The following is a 21907-nucleotide window of genomic DNA, read 5'->3' as shown; positions in this document are numbered from 1 at the left end:
TTTTGAATTTATCCTTTTCATCTGTATTGATAACTGACGAGACAAATAGAAATGCGTAACACGGAACTGGAAACCCTCATTAATACTAAGCTGGACATCGCGGCTTTTCAGGATTACGCACCCAATGGTTTACAGGTAGAGGGGCGCGAAGAGGTTCGCCGTATTGTCACGGGTGTGACCGCCAGTCAGGCATTGCTTGATGCGGCTGTCGAGCAACAGGCTGATGCTATTGTGGTGCATCACGGTTATTTTTGGAAAAACGAACCGGTAGTGGTTCGAGGAATGAAGCGTAACCGACTGAAAACATTGCTGACTAATGACATTAATCTGTATGGCTACCATTTGCCACTTGATGCTCACCCCGAATTAGGCAATAACGCGCAGTTGGCTAAATTACTCGACATTCGGGTGTTAGGAGAAATTGAATCTCTCTTACCTTATGGTGAGTTTGATACCCCGATAAACGCCGTCATTTTGCGTGAAAAACTGGAAGCATTGCTGGGCCGCTCGGTACTGCATTGCGGTGACCATGCGCCTGTGAGTATTCGTCGCATCGCCTGGTGCAGTGGCGGTGGGCAAGGATTTATTCAGCAAGCTGCTGAATTTGGTGTTGATGCATTCATTACTGGTGAAGTTTCTGAGCAGACAATTCATATTGCTCGTGAGATGGGTGTGAATTTTTATGCGGCAGGGCATCATGCGACTGAGCGCTATGGTATCAAAGCGCTGGGAGAATGGCTCGCGAGCCAGCATCAATTTGACGTTATCTTTATTGATATTCCTAACCCAGCCTGAGTCGGGTTGGGTTCTTTGCCAGCACCGATGGTGAACATCGGTGCTCAAGTATTATTTGATGGGCAGGTTTTTAACAGCAATAACATTTAACCACAATAAAACAAGGGTTTATCAGTGGTGTGGCTATTCAAAACAGTCATCTTGCTGTAGTTGGATGATAAAGCTGCAATTTTTAAGAATATTTCCTCGCTTCACACTGATTCTAAATAAGAAAAAATTCGCATCATCCCCGCAATCCTCATTAAAAAACCACCAAAATACATGTTGCTAGTGATTAATATCGCTCTTTTATCTGAATCTAGTGATTGCTCTTAATTATTGGTTAATTCGCTTCTATTGACAGCGCTTAGGTGCTAACGCATAAATATGTACTTATGGCTGCTATTTATCTAAAAACGAAAAAGATAAGTTGATGAAGGGGATGTGAGTGCAACGAGCACGATGTTATTTACTGGGAGAAAGTGCGGTGGTTCTGGAACTGGAACCGCCGGTGACATTAGCAAGTCAGCAACGGATTTGGGGTTTAGCTGATCGTCTGATTCATCATTCTGATGTCCTTGAAGCGATCCCCGGCATGAATAATCTAACCTTATTGCTGACAGATCCACAAAATACCGCGCTGGATGCGATTGAACGGCTACAGCGCTGGTGGGAAGAGAGCGAGTCATTAATCCCTGAGTCGCGCGATATCACTATCCCGGTGATTTATGGTGGGGAGGCTGGCCCTGATCTGGCTGAGGTCGCGCGCTATACCGGTATGACAGAGCGTCAGGTCGTTGAATGCCATGCCGAGGCGAGCTATATCGTCTACTTTCTCGGTTTCCAGCCGGGCTTCTCTTACATGGGAGGGATGCCAGAGCAACTGGCCACACCGCGCCGCGCTGAGCCACGATTGGTTGTTCCGCCGGGTTCGGTTGGTATTGGGGGGAGCCAAACAGGCATTTATCCACTGGCTACCCCCGGTGGTTGGCAGCTTATTGGCCGTACATCACTGGCACTGTTTAACCCGCTAGAGATGCCGCCTACCTTGCTGCGACCGGGTGACAATGTGCGCTTTCTGCCTTTGAAGGAGGGCGTATGCTGAAAATTATTCGTTCTGGTATTTACACCACAGTTCAAGACAGTGGTCGCGGCGGTTTTCGTCGTTTGGGGATAAGTCAGGGGGGGGCACTTGATTTACCCGCACTGAGCATGGCAAACATGTTGGTCGGCAATGACGTGGGTGCTGCTGGGCTGGAAATTACCTTGGGTCAATTTACTGCCGAATTTACTCAACCGGGCTGGATAGCCGTGACCGGTGCGGGCTGTGATGCCAGACTTGGAGGCCAACTGTTGTGGACAGGATGGCGTTATCCAGTCAAACGAGGGCAACAATTAACACTCGGTGTGCCGCACCGCGGGATGCGCAGTTATCTGGCGATTTCTGGCGGCATTAATGTACCGGAAATGTTGGGATCGCGCAGCACCGACTTGAAAGCCGGGTTTGGTGGCTATCAAGGACGATTGATTAAAGAGGGCGATAGCCTGCCGCTCGGCAAACCGACCCGTTTGCCACGTGAGTCAGTGGGTATCAAACAACTGTTATTTGGTAACCGTGTGCGAGCAGTACCGGGGCCGGAATATCATGAATTCGACGATATCGCACAAGGGGCTTTCTGGCGTGAAGCTTGGCAACTTAGCCCGCAAAGTAACCGGATGGGGTATCGCCTGACGGGCCGCGAGTTAATGCGTACGACGTCTCGCGAAATGTTATCCCACGGTTTATTACCCGGTGTGGTGCAAGTCCCTCATAACGGCCAGCCGATTGTGCTGATGGCCGATGCGCAGACAACAGGCGGCTACCCCCGAATTGCTTGTGTTATCGAAGCTGACCTCTATCACTTGGCACAACTGAGACTCGGCGAACCGGTGCACTTTGTGCAATGTAGCGTGGAAGAAGCGCTGAGAGCCAAATCGGAGCAGCAGCATTTTCTGCAACAGATTGAGTGGGGTTTACAACAAGGATTTGATGACAAGGAGGCCAAATGAACATTGATTTAAATGCAGATTTAGGTGAAGGCTGCGCCAATGATCACGCGCTGTTGCAATTAGTCAGTTCCGCCAATATCGCCTGTGGATTTCATGCCGGTGATGCACAAACAATGCGCCAATCTGTGCGTTGGGCGATGGAATATGGGGTAGCTATCGGCGCCCATCCAAGTTTCCCGGATCGTGAGAACTTTGGTCGTACTGCGATGCAGCTTCCACCCGAGACGGTCTACGCCCAAGTCGTTTACCAGCTTGGCGCCCTTGCGGCGATTGTGAAAGCGGAAGGGGGCGTGATGCAACATGTGAAGCCCCACGGTATGTTGTACAACCAAGCCGCGGTGGATTCGCAATTAGCCGATGCTATTGCCCAAGCAGTCAAAGCTGTCGACTCGTCCTTACGGCTGGTTGGATTGGCAGGGAGCGAATTGATCAGTGCTGGTCAGCGTGCGGGTTTAGTCACCCGTCAGGAGGTTTTTGCAGACCGACGGTATCAATCTGACGGTACTTTAGTCCCGCGCAGCCAGCCCGATGCTTTAATTGAAAGTGACGAACTGGCTTTGTCACAAACCCTAGCCATGGTGCAGCGCCATCAAGTGCAGGCCCGCGATGGCCGTTGGGTGTCGGTGCAGGCAGATTCTGTGTGTGTGCATGGCGATGGTGCTCATGCCTTGAGCTTTGCGCGTCGTTTACGTGAGCGTTTTCAGCAAGAAAATATCACCGTCACCGCACAGTAATACCATGCTTTTTGGGCAGTAAAAACCATAACCGCTTGGCCCGAGCGGAACCCTTAAAAGTATGCTTTATGACAGGAGAGTCACCTTGGAACAAACAGTCAACTTATGGCCGCTGATTGGTATTGCGGCGATTGTCATCGGATTTTTACTGCGTATTAACGCAGTTTTAGTCGTAATCAGTGCCGGGATTATTACCGGTCTGGCTGCACTGATGCCGATAGCAACTATTTTAGAAAAGCTCGGTGAGGGATTCCTCAATACGCGTAACTTGCCTTTGATTCTGTTACTGCCTTTGGCCGTTATCGGTTTACTTGAGCGACACGGTTTGAAAGAGCGGGCGCAAGCATGGATATCGCAAATTAAAAGCGCGACTTCTGGCCGTTTACTCATTGTGTATTTGTTTGTGCGTGAAGCCACGGCAGCGCTGGGTTTAACTAGCCTCGGTGGTCATGCACAGATGGTGCGGCCACTGTTGGCCCCAATGGCGGAAGGTGCAGCCACCACTCGTTATGGCGAGTTACCAGAGAAAGTGCGCTATCGACTACGTGCGATGTCTGCTGCCACAGATAACGTCGGCCTGTTCTTCGGTGAAGACATTTTTGTCGCCTTCGGGGCCATTATCTTCATGCACAACTTTATGTTGGAGTCCGGCGGTATTCAAACCGAACCACTGCATATTGCGCTGTGGGGGATCCCGACGGCGATTTGTGCCTTCCTGATCCATGCCTATCGCCTACAGCGCTTAGATAAACACCTTGCTGCTGAATTAACTGCACTGAATCAGTCTGCTTTGGCTACCAAAGGAGACGCCAAATGATTTTCCAACAGCAATATTTATACTGGTTGGCGGGCGTCGTACTCCTAATTGTCGCGGTCATGTCATTTCGGGATAAAGCTAACCCACGCCGTCTGACGACCGGTTTATTTTGGGGGTTATACGGGCTCATTTTTCTGGTAGGGGACTGGACCTACCGCTTGGCGAATACGCTAGCCGGTGAAGGGCCGGATGAAAAACGCGTATTGAATATTACGGTCGGCGTGGTAGTCGTGATCATGGCACTGATAGCCGGTTTCGGTGGGGTAAAGCTGGGCAGCTATCATCAGCGTACTGCACAAGAGCGCGAAGTGAGTGCCAAGCGTTTGGGCAACAAATTATTTCTTCCAGCGCTGACTATTCCGGTTGTGACCGTTATCGGCGTGCTGCTGTTTAGCTATGTCCCGGCGTTAGATCAATGGCTGTTTGGTACGGGTAACCACGCAACTTTAGTGACCTTATTTTCAATGACCGTCGGTTGTGTGCTCGGTTTGCTGATTGCGGTTGCCCTGACCCGCGAAACTGCGGCACAACCGGTGCAGGAAGCTCGGCGCTTGCTGGATTCTATCGGTTGGGCATTTATCTTGCCGCAAATTTTAGCAACATTGGGTTTACTGTTTACGACTGCTGGCGTGGGCACCGCGATCGCGCATCTAACACAGGAATATCTGGCGGTAGATCATCGCTTTATCGCCGTGGCAGTCTATGCTATTGGCATGGCGTTACTGACCATGATCATGGGAAATGCGTTTGCAGCTTTCCCCATTGTGACTGCGGGGATCGGTATTCCAATTCTGGTGTTGCAGCACGGGGGTAACCCGGCGGTCATGGCCGCAATCGGGATGTTCTCTGGTTATTGTGGCACCTTGATGACACCGATGGCCGCCAACTTTAACATTGTCCCTGCTGCATTATTGGAGCTACCGGATAAAAATGCCGTGATCAAAGCGCAAATCCCAACCGGGGTAACACTTTTGATTGTTAACGTATTTTTGCTTTATTTCCTGATGTTCCTCTAGGAGAGATGATGAGAAGTGTATTAATTACAGGGTTTGAGCCATTTGGCGGTGAGCGGGTTAATCCCTCTTGGGAAGTGGTCAAGCAACTGAATGATTTAATGATGGGTGGGGTCAGAGTGGTGGCCCGCCAACTACCCTGCGCTTTTGGTGAAGCCCTGACCGTGCTGAATGCTGCTATTGATGATATTCAGCCGGTATTGGTACTCGCGATTGGTCAAGCCGGTGGGCGTGCAGATATCACCATCGAGCGGGTTGCCATTAATATTGATGATGCCCGTATTCCAGATAATCTGGGTAATCAACCTGTCGACCAGCCCATTGTTGAAGACGGTCCAGCGGCTTATTTTACCCGTTTGCCTATCAAAGCGATGGTGCAGGGAATTCGTGATGCAGGCATTCCGGCCTCGATTTCCCAGACGGCAGGAACCTATGTCTGCAACCATGTGATGTACGGTTTATTGCATCGGTTAAATTCATCCAATAATGATGTTAAGGGTGGGTTTATCCATATCCCTTATTTACCGGAACAGGCGGTCGATCACCCTGGTGCGCCTAGTATGTCAACACAATCGGTGTTGATAGCCTTGGAACTGGCCATCTCTATTGCACTGCAAATTGAACATGATTTGCATATTCCCGGCGGTGCCATTCATTGATTCAGCCATAAAAAATGCCACCGAAAGGTGGCATTTTGCATGTGTTCAGAAAGATAAAATGACTTATTTTTTCAACTGACTCTTAAATTCACGTTCTGCATAACCGGTATAAAGTTGGCGCGGACGGGCAATTTTAATGCCTTCGTCGTGCATTTCATTCCAGTGAGCAATCCAGCCAATGGTACGGGCGATTGCGAAGATAACAGTGAACATTGATGATGGGATCCCCAATGCTTTCAAGATGATACCTGAATAGAAATCGACGTTTGGATACAATTTACGCTCGATGAAGTACGGGTCGTTCAGCGCAATATGCTCCAACTCCATCGCCACTTTCAGCAGGTCGTCTTCCAGTTTCAACTCTTTCAGCACTTCATGGCAGGTTTCGCGCATGACTGTCGCGCGTGGATCGTGGTTTTTATACACACGGTGACCGAAGCCCATCAAGCGGAATGAATCATTTTTGTCTTTTGCACGACGGATAAATTCAGGAATGTGCTCAACCGTTTTAATTTCTTCCAGCATTTTCAAACAAGCTTCGTTCGCGCCGCCATGAGCAGGTCCCCACAGAGAGGCGATCCCAGCGGCAATGCACGCAAACGGGTTTGCGCCAGAAGAACCGGCGGTACGCACAGTTGAGGTTGAAGCGTTCTGTTCGTGGTCGGCGTGCAGGATGAAAATACGATCCATTGCGCGCTCTAGCACTGGGTTAACTTCATACTCTTCGCAAGGTGTTGAGAACATCATGCGCAGGAAGTTACCCGCATAAGACAGGTCGTTACGTGGGTAAACGAACGGCTGACCAATGGAATATTTGTAACACATCGCGGCAACGGTCGGCATTTTCGACAGCAGACGGAAGGCGGTAATTTCACGATGACGCTCGTTATTCACATCCAGCGCATCATGATAGAAGGCAGCCAGCGCACCTGTCACCCCACATAATACGGCCATTGGGTGTGAGTCACGGCGGAAACCACGGAACAAACTGGTGATCTGCTCGTGGATCATAGTGTGGCGAGTGACCGTCGCTTTAAAGGTTTCGTACTCTTCAGTTGTTGGAGCTTCGCCATACAGCAGAATGTAGCAAACTTCCAAATAGGTAGAATTGTTAGCTAACTGGGCGATCGGGAAGCCACGGTGCAGCAAAATACCTTCATCACCATCGATATAAGTGATTTTTGATTCGCAGGATGCGGTAGAAGTAAAACCGGGGTCAAAGGTAAAATAACCTTTAGAACCTAAGGTGCGGACGTCAATGACGTCAGTGCCGAGGGTTGGGGATAGCACGCCCAGTTCGATCGCAGCTTCGCCTTCTAAATTCAGCGTCGCTTTCTTGTCAGCCATTTACAGTCTCCTTAGCGCTTATTTTAAAACCCCTAACAACTGAAATATCTTAGATGGCTGCAGGCCATCACCTCATCAGCACTGCTCTGTTTTATTCACAATGAAAAATGTGATTTAGGGTACAGAGTGTTTTGCCAATGCGGCCCGTGATCCAAACTCTGGATCGACAGGCGATGTTGTAAAGTTGTTAACGATTTGTCGGATACTTATCGTTTATGGTTCATTGCCTACGATATCTGTGGGGATATTTACTAAATACACTGTTGCATAACTTAGGCTTATGGGGAAGTGTATCCGCAGACCTTTAGTGCATCATAGGGCTTATTTCTACCCTAGTTGTAATGGAAATGTTTATTCTTTGTCAAATCAGATAATTAATTTTATATAAATTGTGTAAATCGTGATCCTAATCACTGTTCAGGGGAAATGTTACCAATCAGTTTGTGTGGGAATTGTAATAAGAATGTGAACCACCTATACTGCCGCCAGGTCTCCGGATTACCCTGAAGTAGGAGCACCCAGCGTTATAAAGAACACGCCAACTAAGCATTCAGGATGTTATGTTTAGATGTGCGATGTGAAGGGTTTTGGCCCCTAACGCTGTCTGACCCCCACCCAGATCCGGAGGATGGAAAATAATAAAAGCTGTGTGGGCAAAACCGTGAAAAAACAAAGACCTGTCAATTTGGATCTGCAAACGATTCGATTTCCTGTTACTGCGATAGCGTCCATTTTACACCGAGTCTCTGGCGTAATAACTTTCGTTGCCGTTGGTATCCTCCTCTGGCTGTTAGGTTTGTCTGTTTCCTCGCAAGAGGGATTCATGCAAGCTGCGGCGATCATGAATAGCTTTTTTGTTAAATTCATCTTCTGGGGAATACTCACTGCGCTGGCCTATCACGTTTGCGGTGGCATTCGTCACTTGCTAATGGATTTCGGCTATATCGAAGAGAGCTTGGCTGCGGGGACCCGCTCCGCCCAAGTCGCAATGGTGTTAACTTTGGTGCTGTCAGTTTTAGCTGGAGTCCTTGTATGGTAAGCAATGCTTCTGCGTTAGGGCGTAATGGAGTACACGACTGGCTGTTACTACGTGCTTCTGCAATCGTCATCACTCTGTATGTTCTTTATATTCTGGGCTTTGTCGTCATCGTCCCAGATATCACCTACGAAATCTGGCGTGGCTTTTTCGCCTCGCACATCACAAAAGTATTTACCCTGCTGACATTACTGTCGATTTTGGCTCACGCCTGGATTGGTCTGTGGCAGGTATTAACGGACTATATCAAGCCGCTAGCGGTACGACTGGTGTTACAACTGGCCGTCGTGGTTACGCTGCTGGTTTATCTATTGTATGGAACTATTGTGGTGTGGGGTGCTTAAATGAAACTGCCGGTCAGAGAGTTTGATGCTGTTGTTATCGGTGCGGGTGGCGCAGGTATGCGCGCGGCCCTGCAAATTTCACAAATGGGGCTGTCTTGTGCCCTGATATCGAAAGTTTTCCCAACCCGTTCCCATACTGTCTCGGCGCAGGGGGGGATTACTGTCGCATTGGGTAACACCCATGAAGACAACTGGGAATGGCATATGTATGACACGGTAAAAGGCTCCGATTATATCGGTGACCAAGATGCCATCGAATATATGTGCAAAACCGGCCCTGAAGCTGTTCTTGAGCTGGAGCACATGGGCTTGCCTTTCTCCCGATTAGAAGATGGTAGCATTTATCAGCGGCCATTCGGCGGGCAGTCGCTTAACTTTGGCGGCGAGCAAGCTGCGCGCACTGCGGCTGCGGCTGACCGTACTGGGCATGCACTATTACATACCCTTTATCAGCAAAACCTGAAAAATCACACGACGATTTTCTCCGAGTGGTATGCACTGGATCTGGTGAAGAACCAGGACGGCGCTTTTGTTGGCTGCACCGCTATCTGTATCGAAACCGGTGAAGTGGTTTATTTCAAAGCGCGGGCGACGGTGCTGGCCACCGGCGGTGCCGGGCGTATTTATCAGTCAACGACCAACGCGCACATTAATACCGGTGACGGTGTGGGCATGGCCCTGCGTGCCGGAGTACCGGTGCAGGACATGGAGATGTGGCAGTTCCACCCGACAGGTATCGCTGGGGCAGGGGTGTTGGTAACCGAAGGTTGTCGTGGTGAAGGCGGTTATCTGCTGAATAAACACGGCGAGCGCTTCATGGAACGTTATGCCCCGAACGCCAAAGATTTGGCGGGTCGTGACGTTGTGGCTCGTTCCATTATGATTGAAATCCGTGAAGGTCGCGGCTGTGAAGGTCCTTGGGGCCCACATGCCAAACTGAAACTGGATCATTTGGGTAAAGAAGTGCTGGAGTCCCGCTTGCCGGGTATTCTTGAATTATCACGCACTTTTGCCCATGTCGACCCGATCAAAGAACCTATCCCGGTCATTCCAACCTGCCATTACATGATGGGTGGGATCCCGACGAAAGTGACCGGTCAGGCAATTACAGTAAATGAAAAGGGTGAAGATGTTGTTATCCCAGGTTTGTTTGCGGTAGGTGAAATTGCTTGCGTTTCTGTCCATGGTGCAAACCGTTTGGGCGGCAACTCGTTACTCGACTTGGTGGTCTTTGGTCGTGCGGCCGGTATGCATCTGCAAGAGTCCTTAATGGAACAGGGTGCCAGCCGCGATGCCAGTGATTCAGATATTGACGCCTCGCTGGAGAGAATGAACCGCTGGAATAGCACCCGCTCAGGTGAAGATCCGGTTGAGATCCGCAAAGCATTACAATCCTGCATGCAGAATAACTTCTCGGTATTCCGTGAAGGTGATGCGATGGCAAAAGGGTTGGAAGAACTGAAAACTATCCGTGAACGTCTGCAAACAGCCCGTCTGGATGACACTTCCAGTGAGTTCAATACCCAACGTATTGAATGTCTGGAATTGGACAACCTGATGGAAACTGCGTTTTCCACCGCTGTGTCTGCAAACTTCCGTACCGAAAGTCGTGGCGCGCATAGCCGCTTCGATTTCCCGGAACGTGATGACGCGAACTGGCTGTGTCACTCGCTGTATTTGCCAGATACTGAAAGCATGACCCGCCGTGAGGTAAACATGCAACCTAAGCTACGCGCGGCATTCCCGCCGAAAGTGCGTTCTTATTAATGTATGTGTTGTGTTTGCAGGGTTAAACCCGTTGCGGAGGAATAGGTCATGAAGCTTGAGTTCTCAATTTATCGCTATAACCCGGACGTTGATAACGCGCCGCACATGCAGGATTACACCCTGGAAGCGGAAGAAGGCCGGGATATGATGTTGCTGGATGCGCTTATCCAGTTAAAAGAAAAAGATCCGACCTTGTCGTTCCGCCGTTCATGCCGTGAAGGTGTGTGTGGTTCTGACGGTCTGAACATGAATGGCAAAAATGGATTGGCTTGCATTACGCCTATCTCAGCTTTGCAAAAAGGTAATAAGAAGATTGTAATTCGCCCATTACCGGGTCTGCCGGTGGTGCGGGACTTAGTCGTCGATATGGGTCAGTTTTATACTCAGTATGAGAAAATTAAACCTTACCTATTAAATGACGGCAAAAATCCGCCAGCACGTGAGCATTTACAGTCGCCGGAGCAACGTGAAAAACTGGATGGCTTGTATGAATGTATCCTGTGCGCTTGTTGCTCAACATCTTGTCCGTCATTCTGGTGGAATCCGGACAAATTTGTTGGCCCGGCAGGGTTATTAGCCGCCTATCGCTTCCTGATAGACAGCCGTGATACCGAAACAACAGCACGTTTGGATGATCTGGACGACGCTTTTAGTGTTTTCCGCTGCCATAGCATCATGAATTGTGTCAGTGTTTGTCCTAAAGGCCTTAACCCGACCAAAGCAATCGGCCACATTAAGTCTATGTTGTTGCAACGTAGTGCATGATGTGAGTTTATTAACCCGGGGAATGTATTCCCCGGGTTGCTTCAAGGTAGGGAATCTCTAAAAACTGGCGAGTTGTCTGTTTTTAGAGGTTCCTTGAACGGGACCGTTAAGGTCCATAACAGAATGTGCATTGAGCACATCGAGTGAACCGTTTTTACGGCAAACCGTTGATATTACGGTGTATATGTTAACCACGGCGAAAACTGAAGCTTCAAAGCTTAAGGGATCATGATGCAGAACGGCGCAATGAAGGCCTGGCTGGATTCCTCCTATCTGGCGGGCGCGAACCAGTCCTACATAGAGCAGCTCTATGAAGACTTTTTAACCGATCCTGGTTCCGTTGATGATAGTTGGCGTTCAATTTTTCAACAACTACCTACAACGGGTGTAAAACCTGATCAGTTCCACTCTCAAACACGTGAGTATTTCCGTCGCTTGGCGAAGGATACCTCTCGTTACAACTCATCCATCAGCGATCCTGAAAACGATGCCAAGCAAGTTAAGGTGTTGCAGTTAATCAACGCCTTCCGCTTCCGCGGCCATCAACATGCCAACCTTGACCCGCTCGGTTTGTGGAAGCAGGAGTCTGTTCCAGACCTTGAACCTTCCTATCATCATCTGACCGAAGCCGATTTCCAGAACACCTTCAATGTCGGTTCTTTTGCTATTGGCAAAGAAACCATGAAGTTGTCTGACCTGTACGCGGCGCTAAAGCAGACTTACTGCGGCTCTATTGGCGCTGAGTATATGCACATTACCAACACCGAAGAGAAACGCTGGATTCAGCAGCGTATTGAGTCGGTGGTCGGGAAACCGACATTCAGCGATGAAGAGAAGCGCCGCTTCCTGAGCGAACTGACTGCCGCTGAAGGTTTGGAACGTTATCTAGGGGCTAAATTCCCGGGTGCCAAGCGTTTCTCGCTGGAGGGTGGCGATTCGCTGGTCACCATGCTGAAAGAAATGATTCGTCATGCGGGTAAGAACGGCACACGTGAAGTCGTTCTGGGGATGGCTCACCGCGGTCGTCTAAACGTATTGATCAACGTGCTGGGTAAGAAGCCAGAAGATTTATTTGATGAATTCTCTGGTAAGCATAAAGAGCATCTGGGGACTGGCGACGTTAAATATCACCAAGGTTTCTCATCTGATGTTGAAACCGAAGGTGGTTTAGTCCATCTGGCACTGGCCTTTAACCCATCGCATCTGGAAATTGTCAGCCCGGTTGTTATCGGTTCCGTGCGCGCGCGCCGCGACCGTTTGGATGAAGCTCGTAGCAACATGGTATTGCCAATCACTATTCATGGTGATGCGGCTATTGCGGGTCAGGGAGTGGTGCAAGAAACCTTGAACATGTCTCAGGCCCGTGGCTATGAAGTGGGCGGGACAGTGCGAATTGTTATCAATAACCAGATTGGTTTCACTACCTCGAACCCACTCGACGCACGTTCTACTCAATACTGTACCGATATCGCCAAAATGGTACAGGCACCTATTTTCCACGTGAATGCTGATGATCCTGAAGCTGTGGCGTTTGTTACCCGTCTGGCGTTGGATTTCCGTAACACCTTTAAACGTGACGTGATGATTGATCTGGTTTGCTACCGTCGCCATGGGCATAACGAAGCCGATGAGCCAAGTGCAACGCAGCCAGTGATGTATCAGAAAATCAAAAAACACCCGACGCCGCGCAAGATTTATGCTGACAAGCTGACCGAACAAAATATCGCCAGCCTGGAAGATGCCACGGAAATGGTCAACCTGTATCGTGATGCACTGGATCACGGTGACTGCGTGGTCGAAGAGTGGCGTCCGATGAATCTGCAATCCTTCACATGGTCGCCTTATCTGAACCATGAATGGGACGAAGCGTATCCAAGTAAAGTTGAAATGAAGCGCCTGCAAGATCTGGCTCGTCGTATCAGCCATGCGCCGGAAGCCATTGAGATGCAATCGCGTGTTGCCAAGATCTATGGTGACCGTGCTTTGATGGCTGCAGGTGAGAAACCATTTGATTGGGGTGCTGCAGAAACACTGGCCTACGCGACACTGGTAGATGAAGGTATTCCGATTCGTTTATCCGGCGAAGATGCTGGGCGCGGTACTTTCTTCCATCGTCATGCTGTGATTCATAACCAGAAAAATGGTTCTGTCTACGTACCATTGGCCAATGTTCACAGTGGGCAGGGTAACTTCCAAGTATGGGACTCTGTGTTGTCGGAAGAAGCTGTTTTGGCCTTTGAATATGGCTACGCCACAGCAGAACCTCGTACCCTGACAATCTGGGAAGCGCAGTTTGGTGACTTTGCCAACGGTGCTCAAGTTGTTATCGACCAGTTCATCAGCTCCGGCGAACAAAAATGGGGCCGGATGTGTGGTCTGGTGATGTTGCTGCCGCATGGTTACGAAGGGCAAGGCCCTGAGCACTCCTCTGCGCGGTTGGAGCGTTATCTGCAACTTTGTGCTGAACAAAATATGCAGGTGTGTATTCCGTCAACACCAGCGCAGGTTTACCACATGATTCGCCGTCAGGCATTACGTGGTATGCGTCGTCCATTGGTGGTCATGTCGCCTAAGTCATTGTTGCGTCACCCGCTGGCAGTCTCCTCTCTGGATGAACTGGCGAATGGCAGCTTCTTGCCAGCTATCGGTGAAATTGACGAGCTGGATCCGAAAGGTGTCAAACGTGTCGTGATGTGCTCAGGCAAAGTCTATTATGATCTGCTGGAACAGCGTCGCAAAAATGGGCAAACAGATGTCGCTATCGTGCGTATCGAGCAGCTTTATCCGTTCCCACATCAAGCGGTACAAGCGGTGTTGGAACAATTTGCTCATGTCCATGATTTCGTTTGGTGTCAGGAAGAACCGCTTAATCAGGGTGCTTGGTATTGCAGCCAACATAACTTCCGTGAAGTGATTCCATTTGGTGCCTCTTTGCGTTACGCAGGCCGCCCAGCTTCTGCTTCACCGGCTGTTGGGTACATTTCCGTACACCAGAAACAACAACAAGCTCTGGTTAATGACGCGCTGACTGTCGAATAGCGAGCCGGTTAACACATAAAGGATAGAGAATGAGTAGCGTAGATATTAATGTTCCTGACCTCCCTGAGTCTGTCGCCGATGGCTCCGTAGCAACATGGCACAAAAAACCGGGCGATAGCGTCAAACGTGATGAAGTGCTGGTTGAGATTGAAACGGACAAAGTGATTTTGGAAGTTCCGGCTAGCCAAGACGGTATTCTGGATGCCATTTTGGAAGACGAAGGTGCAACAGTTGTTTCACGTCAGGTACTGGGGCGTATTCGTCCAAGTGACAGCTCCGGTCTGCCAACGGAAGAAAAAAGCCAGAGCACAGAATCCACACCAGCCCAGCGTCAGACTGCTAGCTTGGAAGAAGAATCTAACGATAACCTCAGCCCGGCGATCCGTCGTTTGATTGCAGAACACTCTCTTGACGCTGCGGCTATTAAAGGCAGCGGTGTGGGTGGTCGTCTGACTCGTGAGGATATCGAGAGTCATTTGGCAAGCCGCAAATCGGCACCAGCAACGGCAGAAGCCAAAGTTGAAGCTGCAGCCCCTGTAGCTCCTATCGCAGGTCGCAGTGAAAAACGTGTTCCGATGACACGCCTGCGTAAACGTGTTGCCGAGCGCCTGCTGGAAGCGAAAAACAGCACCGCGATGTTGACGACGTTTAATGAAATCAACATGAAGCCAATCATGGACCTACGCAAGCAGTATGGTGAAGCTTTCGAGAAGCGCCATGGTGTTCGTCTGGGCTTTATGTCCTTTTATATCAAAGCTGTTGTTGAAGCACTGAAACGCTACCCAGAAGTGAATGCTTCTCTTGATGGCGAAGATGTGGTTTATCACAATTATTTCGATGTCAGTATTGCGGTTTCTACTCCGCGCGGCTTGGTGACCCCAGTTCTGCGTGATGTAGACACCATGGGTATGGCTGATATTGAGAAAAAAATCAAAGAACTGGCTGTAAAAGGCCGTGACGGCAAACTGAAAGTTGAAGAACTGACTGGCGGTAATTTCACTATTACTAACGGCGGCGTATTTGGCTCATTGATGTCGACTCCGATCATTAACCCACCACAAAGCGCGATCCTTGGCATGCATGCCATTAAAGAAAGGCCAATGGCGGTAGATGGTCAGGTAGTGATTTTGCCAATGATGTATTTGGCACTGTCCTACGATCACCGTTTGATCGACGGCCGTGAGTCTGTTGGTTATCTGGTGACAGTGAAAGAGATGCTGGAAGATCCAGCTCGCTTACTACTTGATGTATAAAAAAGATAAATGACAAGGTCAGTCTGATTGCAAGGTGTTGATAACCTGCCTCCGCGCAATCAGGCTACCTAGAAGGCTTCGGCCCATCTCAGACCTTATATGGATAGAACATCATGAATTTACACGAATATCAGGCAAAACAACTGTTTGCTCGGTATGGCATGCCCGCTCCAACGGGTTACGCCTGTACCACACCGCGTGAAGCAGAAGAAGCCGCATCTAAAATCGGTGCTGGCCCGTGGGTGGTTAAATGTCAGGTACACGCTGGCGGTCGCGGTAAAGCGGGCGGCGTGAAACTGGTTAACAGCAAAGAAGATATTCGTGCTTTCGCTGAACAGTGGCTGGGTAAAAAACTGGTCACCTACCAGACAGATGCTAATGGTCAGCCGGTTCATCAGATTTTGGTTGAAGCGGCAACCGACATTGATAAAGAGCTGTATTTGGGTGCGGTTATCGACCGTAGCTCCCGTCGTGTGGTGTTTATGGCATCCACAGAAGGCGGTGTTGAAATTGAGAAAGTAGCCGAAGAAACACCAGAACTGATCCATAAAATCGCATTGGATCCGTTGACTGGCCCGCAACCTTATCAAGGTCGTGAATTGGCCTTCAAATTAGGGCTGACGGGTAAACAAGTTGCTCAGTTCACCAAGATCTTTATGGGCTTGGCAACGATGTTCTTGGAACGTGATCTGGCGATGGTTGAGATAAACCCACTGGTTATCACCAAACAGGGTGATTTGGTGTGTTTGGATGGCAAACTGGGCGCCGATGGTAACGCTTTGTTCCGCCAGCCTGAACTACGTGAGATGCGTGACCCAAGTCAGGAAGATGCTCGTGAAGCACATGCTGCACAGTGGGAACTGAACTATGTGGCATTGGATGGCAATATTGGCTGCATGGTTAACGGCGCGGGTCTGGCTATGGGTACCATGGACATCGTGAAACTGCACGGTGGGGAACCTGCGAACTTCCTGGACGTCGGCGGTGGTGCAACTAAAGAGCGTGTGACTGAAGCCTTTAAAATCATTTTGTCTGATGACAAAGTGAAAGCCGTCTTCGTTAACATCTTTGGTGGAATTGTGCGTTGTGACCTGATTGCTGACGGCATCATTGGTGCAGTTGAAGAAGTGGGTGTCAACGTGCCGGTGGTGGTTCGTTTGGAAGGGAACAATGCCGAGCTGGGTGCCAAAAAACTGGCGGACAGTGGGTTGAATATCATTGCTGCGACCAGCCTGACAGATGCGGCTCAGCAAGTTGTAGCGGCAGTGGGGGCTAAATAATGTCTATTTTAATTGATAAAAACACCAAAGTTATTTGTCAGGGTTTTACCGGTAGCCAAGGGACTTTCCACTCAGAACAAGCTATCGCCTATGGCACAAAAATGGTTGGCGGCGTCACACCAGGCAAAGGCGGCACTGAGCATTTGGGCCTGCCGGTGTTTAATACAGTACGCGAAGCTGTAGAAGCAACTGGGGCGACAGCCTCTGTTATCTACGTGCCAGCGCCATTCTGTAAAGACTCCATTCTGGAAGCGATCGATGCTGGTATCAAACTGATCATCTGTATTACTGAAGGCATCCCAACGCTGGATATGCTGGTGGTAAAAGTCAAACTGGAACAGTCTGATGTGCGGATGATTGGCCCGAACTGCCCAGGTGTCATCACCCCAGGGGAGTGTAAGATTGGTATCATGCCCGGCCACATTCACTTGCCAGGTAAAGTCGGTATCGTTTCTCGTTCCGGTACACTGACTTATGAAGCGGTAAAACAGACGACGGATATTGGTTTCGGCCAATCAAGCTGCGTCGGCATTGGTGGTGATCCAATTCCTGGTTCTAACTTTATTGATATTCTGAAGTTGTTCCAAGAAGATCCACAAACTGAAGTCATTGTGATGATCGGTGAAATCGGTGGTAACGCAGAGGAAGAAGCGGCGGCTTATATTAAAGAGCACGTGACCAAACCTGTTGTGGGTTATATCGCGGGTGTGACTGCACCAAAAGGTAAACGTATGGGCCATGCTGGTGCCATCATTGCAGGCGGGAAAGGGACAGCGGATGATAAATTTGCTGCTCTGGAAGCGGCTGGCGTCAAAACCGTACGTAGCCTTGCTGAAATCGGCAATGCTGTGAAAGCTGTCTACCAACGTAATAAATAATACCGAGCGATAACCGTCATTGCTGGCTAATGGCTAGCTGGACATCAAGGCCACCCTTCGGTGGCCTTTTTAATACTTAAGATTAGAACTTATTCAACGCAGTAATTAATACAATATCCGTTTGCGCCTGTTGTTTAGCTTGCTCAGTTGTGGCGCTGGCGGCTTGCTGTTGCAGTGCCGTTAATGCCGCACTGTAACTGGCTTTATCTTTAAACAACTTATCTTTAACGTTAATTGAGGCAATATTGGTATAGCGGCCATCGGCAGTTGACGGCACGGTAATTGCCCCCTGATTAATGAGTCGTTTTACAATTTTCCGCTCTTTGTCATAGCCCTCTATCCCCTCCAAATGCCATCGCTGTTGAGGTTTCCCCTCAAATTTACCCGCCTTCACATTTGTCAGATAGCGAATTGTCAGATTACGGATGGTACCTTCTTCTTCACCATACTGCGCTTTACTGTCCGATAAGATAGGGAAGGTTTGTCCTTCGAGTACGCCACCTTTTTGTGTCAAATGCCCCATTCGATAACTGTTCATTCCTAGATGAATTGGTGTGATATCAATGACTGGGGTGCCATCAGTAAGGCGCAAATCAGTGATTCGCGAACCGACAGGTTGACGCAAATCAATGGTATAGGTAACACCATCAAAGAAGTCATTGGTTGAATATTTAGAGGCTCGGCGTTGCGGGTTAAAACTGTAAGTGACATCACCCGGTTTGACCTGATTAAAGTAGTCTGCTGACCATTCCATATACTGCTTTAGCTCTTTGCCAGTCAGAGAATAAACGGTAATTTCGCCCCCAGCATACTGATAGTTAAATGCAATATCTTTAGCCGTGATATTACCGACATCCAGTTTAGGATGGTCATTATCAATCTGTAAGGCGATGACTTGAGCTTGTGGTGCGTAACGATGTGCGGCTTCTTGATACAGTGCGCTGATACCCGTGTCCTGCACATGCACCTGAGGAATGCCTTTAATCTCATCTGGCGGCACTAGATTAACGCCACTTAAGGTTGCAATGACTCGGTTAGCATTGGCGCGCAAAATGTCATGATAAGGCTGATAAATGGCTTCCAGTGTTTTATCAGATTCGACCCCTTTGATGGGGTAGGTGTAGCTGTCTTTGTCAATTAGATGATACTTCCCGTCTCGCTGTTCAAATTTCAAATCAATTCGGGACAGGGCACGACCATATTTATCTGGCTCAGTAATAATGACACCATTAACTACAGCTTTATCAATCTTCACATGCATATGACCGGCAACGATAGCAGCGAGCTCTGGGTTAGCTTTGGCTATGTCGCCAACCCCGGTTCCTGGCCGCTGATTTTCATTGTCGATCCCCATATGCGCAACCAGCACAATGGCATCGACTTGCGGCTGGATTTGCTGAATCACTTTTTTCACTTCCAGCACTGGGTCAGTGAAATGAATACCATTAATGCGGTCGGTACCCAGCGCAAACTCGGCTGTCATTGGGGTATCCATACCAATAATGCCAATCTTAACTCCTTGGCGTTCAATGATTTTGTAAGAGGGTAGATAGGGTTTACCCGAATCCCAGAAAATATTGCCCGCCAATGCCGCGCCCTCAAATTGCTTTAGCGACGTGGAAAGCGCTTTCAAGCCAAAATCAAACTCATGATTACCCATCACCCAAGCATCATATTTCATGGCATTGAAACCGAGGATCATTGGGCTAATAGGCTCATTTTTAAAGGTTTCGACAAAGTTGCCCTGAAGGGTATCGCCAGCATCGACCAGAATAATATTGGGTTGTTCGGCGCGAATATTCTGCACTTTAGTGGCAATTTGGCTCAAGCTACCGGCCAAATTTTCACTGTCGCTGGCATAGTCCCACGGTACAAAAGTGCCATGTAAATCAGAGGTGCCCAAGATGGTGACGTCGACTTGTTGCGCGGCGAGAGTGGCGGTGCTGACACAGAGTAATGTAGTGAATGCTATTTTTTTCATTGTGCGGATTCAATATTTTATCAAGTAATAGCACTTTATCATGCAACAAAATGGCAACACTAGCGAACGCTTCCCTCAAGATGGGCTAATATATTCATATAAAAGTTGGAATTGTGATTTAACTCACTCTGAAATTAATAAATTTAAAAGTTAACTTGGATCGCATAATAACGACGTAATAAAGCATTAGATAAACCATAAAATTACATCTTATTAACAGTTCTAGATTATATAAAAACAATCAAACTTTTAATTAACACAAAAAAGAATTAATTGTTCTAAATCAAGTTTTGAATATGGCAATAATGTTCATATGAGCTTAAATTGTTCTGGATCAAACTACGGCAAGGTAGGCAAATGGCCTATTTGTTGACCTGTATCCAGAACTCTAAGCTGGGTCACGTAAAATCCTATTTATTGTGTGGGATTAGAAGCGTACTATTACCGCGGTGTAATACTGGGTAGTTGATATTGTTATTTTTTGTTGTGTTTTTTTGGGCATTCACTGCGAGTAGTTATGGGGTTTTCAATTTTATGAAGGCCGGATTGCCGCAAGTCGGAGTCTTCCTGCGAGGAGCAAGGAGTCAAGATGTTTGATATTGTCGAACTGTCACGGTTACAGTTTGCCTTAACGGCAATGTACCATTTCTTATTTGTCCCACTAACGCTAGGTATGGCGTTTATGTTGGCAATTATGGAATCGGTTTATGTGCTGTCTGGTAAACAAATCTATAAAGATATGACCAAATTCTGGGGTAAGTTATTTGCTATTAACTTTGCTCTGGGGGTTGCTACTGGTTTGACTATGGAGTTCCAATTCGGGACTAACTGGTCATATTTCTCTCATTACGTCGGTGATATCTTCGGTGCCCCTCTGGCTATCGAAGGTTTAATGGCGTTCTTCTTAGAATCTACTTTCGTCGGTCTATTCTTCTTCGGTTGGGATCGTCTGAGTAAACACCAGCATTTGGCCGTAACCTGGCTGGTTGCATTAGGCTCTAACTTCTCTGCGCTGTGGATCTTGGTTGCGAACGGCTGGATGCAAAACCCGATTGCATCTGACTTCAACTTCGAAACCATGCGTATGGAAATGTTGAGCTTCTCAGAACTGGTTCTGAACCCGGTCGCGCAGGTGAAATTCGTTCACACTGTGGCAGCAGGGTATGTTACCGGTGCGATGTTTGTTCTGGGTATCAGCTCTTACTATCTGCTGAAAGGCCGCGATATTCCATTTGCTAAACGCTCCTTTGCTATCGCTGCAAGTTTTGGTTTAGCAGCCACGCTGTCTGTTATCGTGCTGGGTGATGAATCTGGTTACGAAATGGGTGACGTGCAGAAAACCAAACTGGCAGCAATTGAAGCAGAATGGGAAACTCAGCCGCCTCCGGCAGCCTTTACGTTGTTTGCTATTCCTAATCAGGAAACCATGGAAAACCGGTTTGCGGTTCAGATTCCATTCGCTTTGGGCATCATAGCAACCCGTTCACTGGATACTCCGGTTACCGGTTTGCGTGATTTGATGTCACAACACGAAGTGCGTATCCGTAATGGTATTCAGGCGTACCATCTGCTTGAACAATTACGTAACGGCAATACTGATCCGGCAATACGTGAAGCTTTCAATAAAACGAAGCAGGATCTTGGCTATGGCATGCTACTTAAGCGCTATACAGAAAACGTAACAGACGCGACTGAAGAGCAAATCCAGTTAGCCGCCAAGGACTCTATCCCTCGTGTTCTGCCGCTTTACTTCGCTTTCCGCATCATGGTGGCATGTGGCTTCCTGATGTTACTGATCATCGGCTTGTCGTTCTATAACGTGGTTCGTGGTCGGATTGGCGAGAAAAAATGGCTACTGCGTGCCGCATTGTATGGTATTCCATTACCGTGGATTGCAGTAGAAGCAGGTTGGTTTGTGGCTGAATATGGCCGTCAACCATGGGCCATCGGTGAAGTGCTACCGACAGCAATTGCAAACTCATCCGTCACCGCCGGCGACATTCTGTTCTCCATGGCGCTGATTTGTGGTTTGTACACGCTGTTCTTGGTGGCAGAAATGTACCTGATGTTCAAATTCGCGCGCCTTGGGCCAAGCAGCCTGAAAACGGGCCGCTATCATTTTGAACAGCCGACTGCCCCAGTGCAGGAAGCACGGTAAACAGGAGTCCACT

At 48.7% G+C, this 21907-nt stretch carries 18 protein-coding genes; 16 read left to right on the top strand and 2 right to left on the bottom strand.

Features of this window, described 5'->3' with window-relative positions; translation table 11 throughout:
- Window positions 1-51: 51 nt before the first annotated feature.
- The 7 genes from ACIOG0_RS15450 to pcp all read left to right on the top strand — a co-directional run bounded on the left by ACIOG0_RS15450 (window position 52) and on the right by pcp (window position 6046).
- Window positions 52-795, top strand: coding sequence for a type 2 GTP cyclohydrolase I (locus ACIOG0_RS15450; RefSeq protein ID WP_050098888.1), 744 nt, complete (start codon window positions 52-54; stop codon window positions 793-795).
- Between the two features lie 427 nt (window positions 796-1222).
- Window positions 1223-1879 carry a 5-oxoprolinase subunit PxpB gene (pxpB, locus tag ACIOG0_RS15445; protein ID WP_050098887.1) on the top strand — a complete coding sequence of 219 codons (657 nt, stop codon included), beginning with the start codon at window positions 1223-1225 and terminating at the stop codon, window positions 1877-1879.
- The gene (gene pxpC / locus ACIOG0_RS15440; protein WP_050139807.1) at window positions 1873-2823 is read left to right on the top strand and encodes a 5-oxoprolinase subunit PxpC; all 951 of its coding nucleotides are present in this window, start codon (window positions 1873-1875) and stop codon (window positions 2821-2823) included. The genes pxpB and pxpC overlap by 7 nt, the downstream gene beginning before the upstream one ends.
- Window positions 2820-3557: a 5-oxoprolinase subunit PxpA gene (pxpA, locus tag ACIOG0_RS15435; RefSeq protein WP_050098885.1), complete on the top strand. Its 738-nt coding sequence runs from the start codon at window positions 2820-2822 to the stop codon at window positions 3555-3557. The genes pxpC and pxpA overlap by 4 nt, the downstream gene beginning before the upstream one ends.
- Before the next feature lie 85 nt (window positions 3558-3642).
- A complete protein-coding gene (locus tag ACIOG0_RS15430) occupies window positions 3643-4374 on the top strand; it encodes a DUF969 domain-containing protein (RefSeq protein ID WP_050098884.1) in 732 nt (243 codons plus the stop codon).
- Window positions 4371-5390 (top strand): DUF979 domain-containing protein, encoded by a 1020-nt coding sequence (locus ACIOG0_RS15425; RefSeq protein ID WP_128451515.1) that lies wholly within the window; start codon window positions 4371-4373, stop codon window positions 5388-5390. The genes ACIOG0_RS15430 and ACIOG0_RS15425 overlap by 4 nt, the downstream gene beginning before the upstream one ends.
- A gap of 8 nt (window positions 5391-5398) precedes the next feature.
- Complete coding sequence (gene pcp / locus ACIOG0_RS15420; RefSeq protein WP_050098882.1) at window positions 5399-6046, top strand: pyroglutamyl-peptidase I; 648 nt, start codon at window positions 5399-5401, stop codon at window positions 6044-6046.
- A 63-nt stretch (window positions 6047-6109) separates the two neighbouring features.
- On the opposite strand, the gene ACIOG0_RS15415 is transcribed toward pcp, so the two are convergent.
- Window positions 6110-7393, bottom strand: a complete 1284-nt coding sequence (locus ACIOG0_RS15415; RefSeq protein ID WP_050098881.1) for a citrate synthase — start codon at window positions 7391-7393, stop codon at window positions 6110-6112.
- A 649-nt stretch (window positions 7394-8042) separates the two neighbouring features.
- On the opposite strand from ACIOG0_RS15415, the gene sdhC reads away from it, so the two are divergent.
- From sdhC to sucD, 8 genes are all read left to right on the top strand, one after another.
- A complete protein-coding gene (gene sdhC, locus ACIOG0_RS15410; protein WP_042548212.1) occupies window positions 8043-8432 on the top strand; it encodes a succinate dehydrogenase cytochrome b556 subunit in 390 nt (129 codons plus the stop codon).
- Window positions 8426-8773 carry a succinate dehydrogenase membrane anchor subunit gene (gene sdhD / locus ACIOG0_RS15405; protein WP_128451516.1) on the top strand — a complete coding sequence of 116 codons (348 nt, stop codon included), beginning with the start codon at window positions 8426-8428 and terminating at the stop codon, window positions 8771-8773. The genes sdhC and sdhD overlap by 7 nt, the downstream gene beginning before the upstream one ends.
- The gene (sdhA, locus tag ACIOG0_RS15400) at window positions 8774-10540 is read left to right on the top strand and encodes a succinate dehydrogenase flavoprotein subunit (RefSeq protein ID WP_050098879.1); all 1767 of its coding nucleotides are present in this window, start codon (window positions 8774-8776) and stop codon (window positions 10538-10540) included. It abuts the gene before it with no gap.
- Between the two features lie 48 nt (window positions 10541-10588).
- Window positions 10589-11305, top strand: coding sequence for a succinate dehydrogenase iron-sulfur subunit (locus ACIOG0_RS15395; protein WP_050098878.1), 717 nt, complete (start codon window positions 10589-10591; stop codon window positions 11303-11305).
- A gap of 231 nt (window positions 11306-11536) precedes the next feature.
- Window positions 11537-14344 (top strand): 2-oxoglutarate dehydrogenase E1 component, encoded by a 2808-nt coding sequence (sucA, locus tag ACIOG0_RS15390; protein WP_128451517.1) that lies wholly within the window; start codon window positions 11537-11539, stop codon window positions 14342-14344.
- Between the two features lie 29 nt (window positions 14345-14373).
- The gene (gene odhB / locus ACIOG0_RS15385; protein ID WP_050098874.1) at window positions 14374-15597 is read left to right on the top strand and encodes a 2-oxoglutarate dehydrogenase complex dihydrolipoyllysine-residue succinyltransferase; all 1224 of its coding nucleotides are present in this window, start codon (window positions 14374-14376) and stop codon (window positions 15595-15597) included.
- A 113-nt stretch (window positions 15598-15710) separates the two neighbouring features.
- Window positions 15711-16877, top strand: coding sequence for an ADP-forming succinate--CoA ligase subunit beta (gene sucC, locus ACIOG0_RS15380; RefSeq protein ID WP_050098873.1), 1167 nt, complete (start codon window positions 15711-15713; stop codon window positions 16875-16877).
- Window positions 16877-17755 (top strand): succinate--CoA ligase subunit alpha, encoded by an 879-nt coding sequence (gene sucD / locus ACIOG0_RS15375; RefSeq protein ID WP_050098872.1) that lies wholly within the window; start codon window positions 16877-16879, stop codon window positions 17753-17755. The genes sucC and sucD overlap by 1 nt, the downstream gene beginning before the upstream one ends.
- Before the next feature lie 82 nt (window positions 17756-17837).
- Here sucD and ACIOG0_RS15370 read toward each other — a convergent pair whose 3' ends face one another.
- A complete protein-coding gene (locus tag ACIOG0_RS15370) occupies window positions 17838-19736 on the bottom strand; it encodes a bifunctional UDP-sugar hydrolase/5'-nucleotidase (RefSeq protein ID WP_050098871.1) in 1899 nt (632 codons plus the stop codon).
- A gap of 589 nt (window positions 19737-20325) precedes the next feature.
- On the opposite strand from ACIOG0_RS15370, the gene cydA reads away from it, so the two are divergent.
- On the top strand, window positions 20326-21894 hold the full coding sequence (gene cydA / locus ACIOG0_RS15365; RefSeq protein ID WP_050098870.1) for a cytochrome ubiquinol oxidase subunit I: 1569 nt from the start codon (window positions 20326-20328) through the stop codon (window positions 21892-21894).
- The last annotated feature ends 13 nt before the right edge of the window (window positions 21895-21907 follow it).

The sequence above is a fragment of the Yersinia vastinensis genome (assembly GCF_044905075.1).
GTDB lineage: Bacteria > Pseudomonadota > Gammaproteobacteria > Enterobacterales > Enterobacteriaceae > Yersinia > Yersinia vastinensis.
The sequence above is the reverse complement of the archived record's forward strand: the minus strand, read 5'-3'. Positions and strand labels throughout refer to the sequence as shown.